We start from the raw sequence: 13,399 nt of genomic DNA, 5'->3' as shown, positions 1-13,399 counted from the left end.
GATGTCGAAGCCCTCGATGCATGTCCTCACTGCGGATCTTCACTTATCAAATGCCAAGCACGAGCGATTGACGGCGACGAACGAGAGCAACAGCGATGGATACATGAGGCGTTATGTACCCTCCTTGAACCAGGGGGCTCTCTAATCGACCCGCCCGAGGTTGCCATGCGCATACTTTATTTACTTTGCGGGCGGCGACTGGATTTTGAACGGCAACTGGCCGAAGAGGCATTGCCATTTGTTCTACCCACATTGCTCCAGCACGCACGAGACAGTCTGTCTCAAAAAAGAATCCTCCACCTTTCATTTCTGTTGAAGACTTTGTATGAACATCAAACTTCCATGGACGAATTTCTTCGGGTCACCGTTCCGGACAGTTTCGTGAAGTCATTGAGACAAGGAGTAGTTAGGAGAGCCGAACAATTATGTTGTCTTGCTCCTTGGTGTAACGGGTATCAGCAGCCGGGTACACTCGTGAGAACGGGAACGACGTTGAAACGGCGTAAATCCGGTGAGACGTTGTTGTATTATCTCGCCTGTACGGAGTGCGGGTGTGAATACGCCGTCGATGAAGAGGGAGTACTTAAAGAGCGGACTTATTTCATTGAAGGATATCAGTCACTTCGGAGTGCGGGTAATCCACTGAGCGGGATGAAGGATCTGGCACGTAGTATCGGATTCACTGAGGACAAAACCCGCCGATGCTTAGCTTATTTCTGCACACGGATGGAACCCTATGAATGGAGTGGGGCTTTGGTTGAGATTGACAATGCGTTGCTTGACCGAGTTCTCAACGATATTTGTAAAGGAGCGAAATTGAAGGCCATTCAGCAGTGGAATTGCTGGGAGAGCTATCAGCAGTTTCTCGTTTATCGATTCCATCCAGAGGTCATGCGTGCTTTGATTGAGATGAAGCGGCCTCGGCCATCTAAGCGGACCAATAGTGCAATAAAACGTGAAATAGTCCGTGAGGTGGTAGAGGATTTGTTGGAAAAGAATGAGGATATTACACTTGCGTCGGTTTGTGAAATTGTAGGCGTTTGTCCGGAGACGATTCGGCATTGGGGATGCAACGACCTCATCGCGGAGGCGAAGCAAATCCAATGGGAGAATAGAGTCCAGCATAGAAAAGATTTGATATATAAAAAAGTTGAAGAATTCTTGCTCCAAAATTCAAACACAACGGTAACCTCTAATGCTCTGTATAATTCATGTAGAATAAACCGTACAGGTCTTTGGAGAATTGCGCCTGAACTTACGACTTATATTTATGAACGGATCATACAGCACAACCGGAAGTGTAGGATAATAAATGACTCCCTGAACTACGATGAAGAATTTTGAGAGTGAGGCCATACACAAATGGGGTTGAAGAGATTTAGCATACGTCCCGTACCGAAATCTGGAGAATCATTAAGTGGGTTTTTAGTACGTGTGGCCCACAAAAATCTCATCAACTATCGTCAGCTATTCAAGCTAATAAGCACTGGTAATCCGGTTTACGCGAGAGACAAAGCTCATCATCTTGACATTTTACCAGAACGTATAATTGACCTATCACTGCTTTCAGAACTAGTTAATGCAATGACACAAACCTTATATACCATGACTTTTCATCCCGTTTACACCAAGTTTTTAGATGAAGTTGATTCAACGGAAAAATATCGTTCAGTTATGCAGGTTTCTACGGACAAACGTATACGTCGATTTTGTACTGAATGTCTTCGAGAAGAAGGGGTATACAAACTCATTTGGCAAATAAAGGAAATTGTGATCTGTGACCGACATGGGGTACGGTTAAGCACCGCATGCCCAACTTGCTTATCTGACCAACCGTTTATATCCGATTCTATGGCCACATGTACGTGCCATTTTTGCGGAACCAGTATGAAGACTCGGCTGGGACAAATAGTTGAGTTGGAGCAGGACAAACTTGAGTATCAAAGGAGAAAATATTCCGAGTGGAGACAGTTGCTTTCATTTGAGGAAGGTAATCTCGTACAGCCGATTACAAGCTACTCAAACGAAAAATCATTGGCCATCACGATGTTATATGTATCACAAAATAGCCCCAAAGAGGTACAACTTGAGAGAGAACTATCAAATGGTCTTGTTCGCATGATCAGCGACAGGGATAATCCCCGATGGATAAGCATCGAAAAATTTCTTAGTTTCATCCGTGCCGCCGGTATTTCAATAACTACGCTTAAGAATGTGAACGTTCCCGATTCATTCGTAAAATCAATTCAACTTTCGGATACAACAGTTGGATGTTGCTTGGCGTCCTGGTGCAAATATTATGGAACGGGTAATGGGCTTAGGCGCGTTACGTGGAAAAATGGCTTCAAAGGGAATGGGGCTTTTTATTATCCCCCATATATATGTACTGGTTGCTATATGAAATACGGAATAAAGGGTGGTAACTGGGAAAATGTTGTCGGCCGGGCCTGTGACGACATCAGTTCTATAGAGAATGTCCGTAATCTCCTGAACCAGGGAATGACACAAAGAAGAATTCGGGAAGTTCTTGGGTTTCATCCATTCGTCGTTAGTCGAATTATGGGCTATTTAGCCTATTACAAGATGTTGAACAAAAAGTTGATGGCTGTATACTCAGTTGATGAGGAACCGGAAGATATTGTGGATTGTATAAAGCAGATCGGCAATCATCCTTTAGAGGGCGTCACACGGGCCAGGTCTCTATTTGGATGGGACCGTAAAACCTTTTATTACTACATGGCATCCCCAAAAGTACAAGATTACTTGTTTTCCGAACAAGCTAAGAGAATATCAGCTCATAAAGACGAGAACCGGATGTCACCACTGCTTCGTGATAGACTCAGTCGATTGTTACACACATGCAAGGCTAGCACGAATAGGATTACGTTTGCAGATTTAGCTATGTCGCTTGCAATTAACGTTCAATTGTTATCAACCAGCCCCTTCAAAGAAATGATATTGCAGGCCCAAGCCGAACAAAGATCATGTGCAATAAAACAAGAACGCAAAGAACTAAGAACGAAAATTCGAGATTTCGTTCGGGACAAGCAGATGCGAAGTGAACCATTTACGGTAATGGATGTATGCTTGCACATGGGACGTACTCATAAGTACATGAGTCGGAACCACAGTAGAGTCACTCGGTGGATAGCCCTTCTTGCTAAACAGGATGCGGCACGTCGCATTGCTGAGCGAAAGGAATTTATGATGGCTGAAGTCCGTATGGCCATAGAACAGCTAGCGGTAACCGAGGAACATGTAACTGTCCAGAAAATAGCGAATTTTACAGGTATTTCTTATAAACAGTTATATACATATTCTGAGGTCGTAAAGGCAATCAATGACGCAAAGCTCAGATTCCGTACAGGGCGTGTGTTTGCTCGCAATAAGTAAAACGATTTATGCCGGTTTATGTTATACAAATTACGCTTTATGTCATTTTACGATATTGACAATGCCATTTTACATCAAAAAACACCCTGGAATCAGGCGCTTTTTATGCCATTTGAAGTTATCCCTCACAATTACGTCTGCGATTGAGTCACTGTACGACATGGCTGAGACAGCTTTACGTCAATGATTGAGTTAGGTGCAGCAGCAGCTTTTCCGTATCACGCGGAGAAGCTGCTGTTTTTACGGGCTGAGTAACGGTCCTTGAAGGTTCCGTTGTAGCGTACAGAGGGACCAGGGTTGCGAACCGTTGCTGATGAAATACGCCTTAATACTTTGTTAAGAAAACGCAAATCTGAGCGTGATAAACTGTCGTGTGATTCAGTGACTGCAACGAATGATCTCGTCAGAGGGGGTCTAACCATACAACACACCGTCAGAATTGTACAGAAAATTCTAGTAGATTTCCTGGAGTATGCAAACCCAGTGGTCTAACTCAAACGTTTATGGCTTTGTGAAACGGGTATCCAGATTACAAAATTGCTAACGGTCGAGGTGCATACGTGTCTACTAATCTCTCTTTAGGAACCCGCGTACAGAGCGATAGGGAAATTGTGATTCCGTTTCGACAGCGCTGGTACGATGTCGTGTTCGTGTTCTTTTTTCTCATCAATGTCTGCTTTGTCACATACATCATCGATATCGAACAGATTATTGTTTCAAACCCCTATCACTTTAACCCTCCCGCTTGGCCGCCCATGTTTTTCATTCGCATGGTTCATCATTACGGGGCATTGTATGACCCCGACCTCATGGCGCGAGCCGCGTGGTGGAAGGCAACCATTTGGATTGACGTGCTCGGCTTCGGTCCATTTTATGTGCTTGCCACCTACGCGTTTGTCAGAGGCCGAAACTGGATCCGTATTCCTGCCATCATTTACTCGTCCGTTATGTTAACGAATCTCACTGTTATCATGTTCGAGGAGATGGGTGGCGCTACGCCGACCCCGCACCCCCTAGTCGTGCTGGGTGTCTACTCACCTTATATCTTAATTCCGCTTGCACTCTTGGTCCGCATGATCCCGACAGACAACCCGTTTAAGCGGAGGGTTTGAACAGGTTCTGTTGCCATGAGAGAGTTGATCTCAACTGGGACAGGGCGAGTGTACTGGTAGTTTTCATTTGATGTCAGGAAAGGACGGATATTGTCGTGGTCATATTGATCGTCATCTTGTTGGGACTCATAGCTGGAACGGTTCTGTTCAGGGGGACCGTCATGAAGGCACTAAACGGTAGCTCCGCGAAGCAAGGGAGCATATCCGTGCTCATTCCTGTCAGAAACGAAGAGTTAAATATTGCCCCATTGCTGAACTCGATTTTTGAACAGGCGATTCGGCCTGACGAGGTCATCGTCATTGATGACCATTCTGACGACCAAACCAAAGCAATCGCAGAAAGTTACGGCGTCACAGTATTATCAGCACCGGCTCTCCCAGAGGATTGGACGGGTAAGAACTGGGCGTTGTGGAATGGATACCTGCATTCGCGAGGAGAAATCCTGGTGTTTCTTGATGCAGATGTCCGGCTTCACCGCAATGCTCTTCAAACTTTAGTCTCGGAACGGCAACGACAAGGAGGAGTAATCTCCGTCCTCCCATACCATCAAGCCCATCACTTCTATGAAAAATTCGCGATGCTGCTGAACATGCTGATGGTATTTGCTTTTGCCTCCCCTTTTGAAAGGTCCAATCGAAGAAAAGGTCTTTTCGGAGCGTGCATTGTCACAACAAGAAAAGACTACGACACCATTGACGGACATCGCAGCATCCGTTCGAAATTGCTGGATGACATGAGTTTGGGTGAACGTTTCCAGCAAGCAGGAATTCGAGTGACGAATTACATTGGCGGAGAGGTCATTCAATTCCGGATGTATCCTGACGGTATGAAAAGTGAAGTGGAGGGATTTTCGAAAGAAGTGGCCTTAGGTACGGCATCCTTTCGCATCCTGACAATCATACCTATGGTTCTCTGGATTGTCTGCCTGATTGCAGCGGATTCATTTTTGTTCTTCATCGGTACACCGTACTTCGTGCCATTGCTCATAGCCTACTCGTTATACGTGCTTCAATTTTTCTATTTTAACCGTTATATCGGTAGCTTCGGCGTGGTTCATCCTATTCTCCATTTTCTCTCCACCCTCTTTTTCTTTGTAATTCTGGTGCTTTCGGTGTACCAGTCGTTCATTCGAAGGAGGGTCATGTGGAAAGGACGGTATATCGACATAGGACGTGGTGGAACTCAATGACAAGTCAACTTCTCTCCTGCCATCTCAACATCCATAAGTCTGAAGACGAATCTCAAGCGTATTGGAATTTGCAGACTTATTATGCTACTGAAAGGTCGAGGTGAGTCGATGCATACATACTGACCTCTCTCTTAGAACAGACGTACTGAATAATCTGGACACCGTGGTTCCGCTTCGACATCGCTGGTACGACTTCGCTTTCGTTCTGTTTTTTCTGATAAATGTCTACTTTATCACCTATATCGGATTTTCCGCGCCTTCCGGCAGGGTCCGAATTGGTAATTCGAGTTGGCGCATAAGGTAAAATAATACGGGCGGGCGAAAGGCATATCCAGTCAACATGAAACCACGTTCATTGTATAAAATGATCAGATATGGAAGTCAAGGTCGTGCTGATACTGTCATTGGTTATCCGTTTTTCCGAACTGTGCTGTAGATGCTTAAATCAAACCCAAGCAGCCCCAGAACTCGTTCTATTTGGTCATTGTGTGGTCTGGCCGTCATCCGCTGCCAGTCGTTTTCATCGCGGAGCCATACCGTTTGCATCGTCTCCAACATTTCCAACACTGAAACGCCCGTGGGGCGCATGCTCTTGCGCTTGCCAGGTAGAATCAGCGGCTTCGTTTCTTTGGCCATCTGTTCGCGTAGAATGTACTCGAACGAGGCATACAGCAACTGTGAAAGAAGCATGACGTAGGCGAATGCTTTCACCCGCGTCTGGTTGTGTAGGAACACAGGCCCCACATGGTATGGGCTTTTGAGATGCTTGAAACCATTCTCCACTTCAATCTGGTCCTTATATAGACGGAGCACTTGTTCATCTGAAACCCGTTTGTCATCCCGGATATCCGTTAATAGGACAAATGTTTCTTCGCGCTCTCGCCACTCCCGAAGCACTTGCTCGTCCGGTGCGACAAGGTCGATTGCCAAATGGTATTCTATGTGCATTCCTGGTGCGGGTTCGTCCTTACGCGGCCGGCCTTTATGTGCCCGCTTCTCCTGCACCTGTTGTGCGATGACCGACACTTTTAACTCGTGCAGAGCTTTTCTGTGTTCATGGGCAAATGCTTCTCCAGCCGTCCTGGCGTCCCCTTCACAATTGTAGACAGCCTTACGGGCCTTCTCTATTGCCTTGGTCAAGGTGTCTTTCTCCCGACCCAGTACATCCTCCAACTTATGCTCTTTCTGAGCCGTCAGGCCCGTCGAGCGCACCACGATGAATCGGTATGTCCGCCCATACAACTCACGGCGAAACGACTGAATCTTGTAGGTCGAGGCGTTGCTTGAAATGGCGGTCTGCCCGATGTCCTGCCACGCCGTTTCCTTCTCCCACGCAGCGCGTTTCAAGTCCGCACACAACTTGACGCTCGAAGGGAGCCGAGAGACAAAGTGTATCTCATCTTTCGCAAAGAGTTCCAGATTCCGTCGGCGATATACAGCAGTTTTTCTTGAGTCTGCTCGTCAAGCAGATTGAACAGCCTTGGGACGTTTTCCTTGTTCCATGTATGGTCGTCCTGGTTGCCTTTGTCCACGTTGGCACACAAGGGTACCCCCTTGAGGGTGCACAGCCCAAAGATGATTTGCTTGAGGTCAGGTCTATGCGCCTTTGAATACCCGCGTGCGATTGCAAAACTATCCTGATTCGAATCGCTCTGTTCCGAAGTGTTTGGCTCCGGATAACCGCCAAAAAGGGTGAGGGATGTCGTGTCCGCATGCACAGGTAACAAGTCATCGAACTGTTCGATGATCCACAATTGCTTGACTGTGGCTAGGGCGATTTGTGGATACACTGTATCGAGGTCAAGATCGTACAGGATGTCGAGGGCGCGGCCAAGCGCGTCATCGTTGAGGTCAGCGAAAGACACACCCTCGCCGAGCAGGACTTCCACATCACGTTCTTCATAGAATTCCTGCACCTTATACAAGGCTTTGCGGTCCGTGCCAATATTGATGAGTAAGGCCTTGAGTCGCGTCCCGACAGACAATTTACAATCGTCACGGGCCGCAAGTTTGTCTATGGGAATCGCCGGAGGTATAGATTTCACCAAGAAACGTTAAAGCGTGTGGATAGCGATGTGGCGGAATTTTCCAATGTCCTAGCTAAGACTCAGATGGATATGAAGCAGGCTACACCAAATCCGACAAATCCCTTGGAGAAAGCCCTATGAAGTCAATGTCAATGTCAAAGTCGACGTGGGACAGTTGTATGAATTGTGGGGGAACATGTATCCTGAACTGCTTAGTCAGGGATTGTCTGACCAGGACCTTCAACAGATTTATAATGGGCTGACTGTCATTGATATGAATATCTTGCCTCCTCGTACACAGAATGTAGACAGCCATACTGTCAACCTAGCTAGGTCTTGGATAACCTTTTGGCGCTATATACCCTAATAACCACAATGCTCCGCAGCTTGATGCAGTCTACTTTTCTCGGTTAAAATCCAGCTTATCATCCATTGCGGCTAAATACCGATCGTACAAGTCAGACCCGAATTTCCAAGTCATGTATGTTGAAAAAGCAGGTGGTGCAATTAGGGATACTCTGGCACAACGCGATGACCCGACCAGGAATGGGTAGATTCCATATACCCTGACTTTCGCGGCGGTTGCGGGACAAATGTGCGATATTGCACGTCTGTCGGCAAGGTGCCGTTCTTATCGAACATACGGCGGCGTTAGTCCCAGATCAGATCGCATTAAATATTTAATGGCGTACCTACTAAACGGGCACGCTTGAGAACAACGCCGTCCGGTCGATACTTACTTCACATAAGGGATAGCAAGCGCCTAGACTACCCATGAATTAAGTGGACGATTTTCTCTTCCGTATCCGAACCAACCGACGGAGTGTAGATGCTGCAGCGCAAGTCATGGCTTCCTTGCAATTGGAGGCTTGTTAAGTCAAACAACATTTTACCTGCTCTCGCATGTCGAAATTCGATGGAGACATCCGGTGCAGCATTGACTTCATTATGATTCCAAAAGGTCAAAAATTCCGAATTTCGGCTTTGGATCATCTCGATAAACTCGTTATACCAAGGATCACCGATATACTGACCGTAATATGAACGGAACATTGCCACGAACCCACGAATGAAGTCAGTCCAGTTTGAAGCTAAAGCCTTAAATTCCTTCCTCGTAAACAGCAGCCAGATGATATTACGCTCTTCGGCCGGCACCTTGCCGAAGTCAATAAAAACTTCAGCAGCAGCTTGGTTCCATGCAACCACATTACACCGTCTGTCCGATACGATTGTCGGGTAGTGTTCAAGTTGGTCAATGATGAGTCGCACCGCTGGGCTTATTGTTGGGGGGGCGGGATTGATTGCCACATGCTCCGTGTGACCCGTTGCAAGGACATACAGGTACCTACGTTCATCATCATTGAAACGTAAAGCACTAGCAATGCTGTCCAGAACCTGTGCCGATACCGAGATGTCACGACCTTGTTCAAGCCACGTGTACCACGTAGTACTCACCCCTGCTAATTGAGCAACTTCCTCTCTTCGGAGTCCTGGTGTGCGTCTTCTCTTTCCGACCGGTAAACCAACCGAATCTGGTTGCAACTTCGCTCTATGGGTCCTTAGAAAATCGGACAAGGACTGATGACGTGAAGAGTCACTCATGGACTGAAGTTTCCTCGTTTCGCAGTGGTATCGTACATCATATCACTCATTATACCAGGATAAATGCACATCTGTATTAGGATAATGAGTCGTGGCATGATCGCGATATGAGCGTTAACAATGGAGGTGTTTCGGTGGAACGGGTTGTCATTACGGGCATGGGCGTAATCACCCCACTCGGAAACGATGTGGCTACATTCTGGGATGCACTGGTTCATGGCAAGTCAGGAATATCTATGGTTGATACATTTGATGCTTCCCGGTCAAAATCGAAAATTGGCGGAGTCGTGCGTGGCTTTGACCCCGAGTCAATGTTTGGACGTGAGGTTCGTCGCATGGATCGTTTTTGCCAGTTTGCCATGGCTGCAACTGAGGAAGCGGTGACGGACGCAAAATTGGATTTCAACGCCGAGAACCTTGAAAGAGTGGGGGTGTATATCGGGAGTGGTATCGGTGGCATTCAAACGCTACTTACGAATCATGAAATATTGTTGCAACGTGGACCGAATCGGGTGAGTCCGACGATGGTTCCCATGATGATTCCGAACATGGCTGCTGGACAAGTCAGCATTCATTATGGAATTAAAGGACCATGCCTAGCCCCGGTTGCGGCTTGTGCCACTGGAAATATTGCCATTGGGGAAGCTTACCGATTACTGCAGTACGGTAAGGCAGACATCGTGCTAGCTGGCGGCACAGAAGCTGTCATGACGGAGCTGACTTACGCAGGATTTGGGAACTCCACCGTTATATCTACGCGTAACGCTGAACCCGAACTGGCAAGCCGTCCTTTCGATAAAGACAGAGATGGATTTGTGGCATCCGAAGGAGCTGGAGTTCTGGCACTGGAAACTCTAAGTCATGCGCGGCGACGTGCTGCTCACATTTACGCAGAAGTGATTGGATATGGCTCTTCTTCCGATGCTTTTCACATGGTCGCTACGGAACCCGACGGAATAGGAGCGGCACAGGCCATGAAGGCAGCGATAGAAGACGCCCAGATTGAAATCCAAGACGTGGACTATATCAACGCCCATGCAACAAGTACGCATCTTGGAGATTTGTCCGAGACCCGTGCAATAAAGAGGTTGTTCGGCTCGCATGCGTATCGCCTTGCTGTAAGTGCAAACAAATCAATGGTCGGACATACACTTGGCGCTGCTGGTGGCGTGGAAGCTGTGGCGCTTGCAAAAACGCTTCAGGACAATGTGATTCCGCCTACCATCAATTTGGATACACCGGACGCAGAATGTGATCTCGATTATGTCCCGTGGAAAGCCAGGCAGGCAGACTTAAACATCGGCTTATCCAATTCCTTCGGATTTGGAGGACACAATGCTGTGCTTGTGTTTAAGAAGTGGTCTAACTAAGAACAGCGGACTCCACGAAGTGATGTAATACATGCATGTCTGGTCTTCTTATTCCTGTAACGGGGTGGATACCTGACCCGCTCTAGGACATGCAAGTTTGGCGGGGGTAGAATACGCTACTAAGTTAATTAAAGACGGACAGCAGATCCGCGTAAACGGATCGGAAGGGTATGTAGAAATTCTGTCAGAGCTGCACTTTTCTCGTGGTGCTTCTGTCTCCAAAGAAAAGAGACCGGGCCTTGATCGTAACGGGTTCACTTTCGGGGTGCAGAAAAGGTGAGTGACACAGGAAATGGCGTACGAATTGGCAGCCGATGCGACACGCTCCGTATCGTTACAAGATCATCGGGAGCGCACGTGATGAGGGCAGGGCATTCGAGTGCAATTCGGATCCGATAAAACCAACCGGAACTGCCGGTGGATGTACTACATGGCGATTATCAAATTGGTCGGTGGCCGAAGAAATTGCATGTCTGTCGAGGATCACAGCCGTTCAAGATATGGATCCGGAGTATGAGTTCCATGGACCCGAATGTCCGTCTACTGAAGCAGCACCATTCGATGCGCCAGAGATGGTTTATCGCCGAGGCACCAGTACAGGCAAATCGTAAATTGGTAGTGTAAGTCATGCAAGAAGATCACCAACGTTCTTCTAGAACAGCGCCAGAACTTCTCCTACCATCAGAAACGCAGCGACATCCTGCCCGCCTTTGCAAAGCTCTTGCTGAATCGTACACCGGTGAGAAGGGTGTGAAATCCTCGGAATCGGATCCAAGACCTACTATCTGAAGCTGGAATGGCTCTATTGCAGGTGTCTGGAATTCTCGGAACGCTATGAAACGCAGTCCTTCGCAGAGCGCTCTTTTGGGACCATGTGGGTGGATTCCGACCAGCTCATCTATCATTTGAACCATGTTCGAAAACGTGGGCGGGGTGGTTAAATTAATTACATTCGAAGTGACTTTAGGTTGTTGTCATTCAAGCAACGAGCGGGTTGGTGACACATCAGGTGTTCTTGGCGTAGACGTATAGCCAAAAATAGCTCCACGTGATATCTTCTATGTGCAAAAATGTTCTAGGAGGTGGGCATGCGTGTTCCTGCGGATACTGTATGTGAATTTTTTGTTCGCCCTGAGTTCGCAGGGGACAGGTATGCCCATTTTTCGTGATGCATAGCGAACAACGGGCATAGGTAATAGCTTTACGGTTCTTATCCCCGACCGTAGCAGAGTTTCTCTGTTACGGTCGTTTTATTTTGAAAGGGGACATCAGTTCCTATGCTCAAACTCCTTCTGATGGACCGAAGAGTATGTCTTTTTGTTATAGGCGGCACCTTTATTGCTTTAGGTGGTGCGGTAAGTAGTGTGGCGCTTCCACTATTTATTCTCAGAGTTTCACACAATCCATGGCTGATTGGTGTTGTGTTTGTAGCTCGTGAAATCCCAAGCACGGTTTTGGCCCCCATTTTGGGTAATCAGATCGACAGAATGGGTGCGTACCGTTCGACGGTTATTGGCCTTCTCCTCAGTACATTTGGAACAGGGCTGATTCCGATTGTGAAAGATGTTCCTCTGCTGATCATTGTATGCGCCTTGATTTTGGGGGCGGGATGGACATTGCTGTTCTCAACGGTATCTCTGTATCTTCCTGCTATAGTGGATGAACAAAACTTGGATATCGCAAACAGTGCTTTTAGAACTACATCAATCGTCGGGGGGATGATTGGCACTGCCTTGGGAGGAGCATTGATTACGACAGAACTATATAGCTTGGCGTTTTGGTTAGATGCTACAACCTACATTATTGCACTCGTGACAATCATTCTGATTGGCAAAGTTCAGTTATATCAAGAAGAAGGCAGGACCGGGAGTGACGATGATGCAATGAGTTCCTTCAGAGTTGTATGGAGGACTCTTCGGGTTGATTCAACACTCTTCGAAATGTTCATTATTGACGCCGCGATATACTTTTCCCTTGGAGCAACAGGAGTTTTGCTACCGGTGTATGTAACTCACGAATTTCATGGTTCCTGGTTCTTTAGCATTGCTGTTCTTTCCCAAAACATTGGGGAGCTGCTCGGAGGTCTTGTCGCTCCATGGGTGAATAGAAAAATTCATGATACGTGGCTGTCCTTTTCTTATGCAGCCATGACATTGGTAATGGCAATTGCGTACATCGAAATTGGAACATGGGTTTCGGTCCTTTCAGTTTTGCTTATGTCCTTTCTAGCCAGCTTTGCCCTTGGAGTGTTATACGTACTTTATGGTACGTACATGCAAAGAGCTGTTCCAGCATCCATCATGGGTAGATTTCAAACTGTAGCTGCCGGACTAAGCTCCTTATTTCAAGGAACCGGAAATGTTATGTCGGGAGGCGTTGCATCAACATCTCCCACTGTTGGCTACATCATTACCGGCGTAGTAAATTCCGTGGCAAGTATAGGGGTTCTTCTTTACAAGAGACGAAGGTGACTAAAAGCGATTTAAGGTCCGATTGATTTTAGTGTACTCCCAACAACCGTTGTTGTATTAAACGTGGGGTGTTAGCGACAGAAGGAACTTCGTCAGCAAGAGTGTTTTAATCTGGTTCGCCGGGCCAGCTTTTCATTTGAAGGACTAGATAAAAGACCTCTCGAAAGTGTTTTACTCATTTTCAGAGGTCTTTTATCACAGTCAATCACAACGCCAAATGCAAAGTCAATTCAT

Annotated in this window: 9 protein-coding genes; 6 read left to right on the top strand and 3 right to left on the bottom strand. The window is 47.0% G+C overall.

Features of this window, described 5'->3' with window-relative positions; all coding sequences use genetic code 11:
* The first annotated feature begins 492 nt into the window (after positions 1 to 492).
* The 4 genes from JC200_RS09140 to JC200_RS09125 all read left to right on the top strand — a co-directional run bounded on the left by JC200_RS09140 (position 493) and on the right by JC200_RS09125 (position 5,695).
* Positions 493 to 1,344, top strand: a complete 852-nt coding sequence (locus JC200_RS09140) for a hypothetical protein (RefSeq protein WP_274435953.1) — start codon at positions 493 to 495, stop codon at positions 1,342 to 1,344.
* Positions 1,345 to 1,362: 18 nt separating this feature from the next.
* On the top strand, positions 1,363 to 3,393 hold the full coding sequence (locus tag JC200_RS09135) for a TniQ family protein (protein WP_274435952.1): 2,031 nt from the start codon (positions 1,363 to 1,365) through the stop codon (positions 3,391 to 3,393).
* 560 nt (positions 3,394 to 3,953) lie between these two features.
* Positions 3,954 to 4,505, top strand: a complete 552-nt coding sequence (locus tag JC200_RS09130) for an EXPERA domain-containing protein (RefSeq protein ID WP_274435951.1) — start codon at positions 3,954 to 3,956, stop codon at positions 4,503 to 4,505.
* 161 nt (positions 4,506 to 4,666) lie between these two features.
* Entirely contained in the window at positions 4,667 to 5,695 is a 1,029-nt protein-coding gene (locus tag JC200_RS09125) for a glycosyltransferase family 2 protein (protein WP_274435950.1), read from the top strand.
* A gap of 408 nt (positions 5,696 to 6,103) precedes the next feature.
* On the opposite strand, the gene JC200_RS09120 is transcribed toward JC200_RS09125, so the two are convergent.
* The 3 genes from JC200_RS09120 to JC200_RS09110 all read right to left on the bottom strand — a co-directional run bounded on the left by JC200_RS09120 (position 6,104) and on the right by JC200_RS09110 (position 9,324).
* Positions 6,104 to 7,090 (bottom strand): IS1634 family transposase, encoded by a 987-nt coding sequence (locus tag JC200_RS09120; protein ID WP_274436508.1) that lies wholly within the window; start codon positions 7,088 to 7,090, stop codon positions 6,104 to 6,106.
* Positions 7,039 to 7,680, bottom strand: a complete 642-nt coding sequence (locus tag JC200_RS09115; RefSeq protein WP_443111884.1) for a DUF4277 domain-containing protein — start codon at positions 7,678 to 7,680, stop codon at positions 7,039 to 7,041. The genes JC200_RS09120 and JC200_RS09115 overlap by 52 nt, the downstream gene beginning before the upstream one ends.
* An 810-nt stretch (positions 7,681 to 8,490) precedes the next feature.
* Positions 8,491 to 9,324 carry a helix-turn-helix transcriptional regulator gene (locus tag JC200_RS09110; RefSeq protein WP_274435948.1) on the bottom strand — a complete coding sequence of 278 codons (834 nt, stop codon included), beginning with the start codon at positions 9,322 to 9,324 and terminating at the stop codon, positions 8,491 to 8,493.
* Positions 9,325 to 9,458: 134 nt separating this feature from the next.
* On the opposite strand from JC200_RS09110, the gene fabF reads away from it, so the two are divergent.
* Both fabF and JC200_RS09100 read left to right on the top strand, forming a co-directional pair.
* A complete protein-coding gene (gene fabF / locus JC200_RS09105; RefSeq protein ID WP_274435947.1) occupies positions 9,459 to 10,694 on the top strand; it encodes a beta-ketoacyl-ACP synthase II in 1,236 nt (411 codons plus the stop codon).
* A 1,277-nt stretch (positions 10,695 to 11,971) separates the two neighbouring features.
* On the top strand, positions 11,972 to 13,165 hold the full coding sequence (locus JC200_RS09100; RefSeq protein ID WP_274435945.1) for an MFS transporter: 1,194 nt from the start codon (positions 11,972 to 11,974) through the stop codon (positions 13,163 to 13,165).
* Positions 13,166 to 13,399 lie beyond the last annotated feature (234 nt).

Origin of the sequence: Alicyclobacillus sp. ALC3 (assembly GCF_028751195.1) — a bacterium.
In the GTDB taxonomy this organism is placed as follows: Bacteria; Bacillota; Bacilli; order Alicyclobacillales; family Alicyclobacillaceae; genus Alicyclobacillus_L.
The sequence above is the reverse complement of the archived record's forward strand: the minus strand, read 5'-3'. Positions and strand labels throughout refer to the sequence as shown.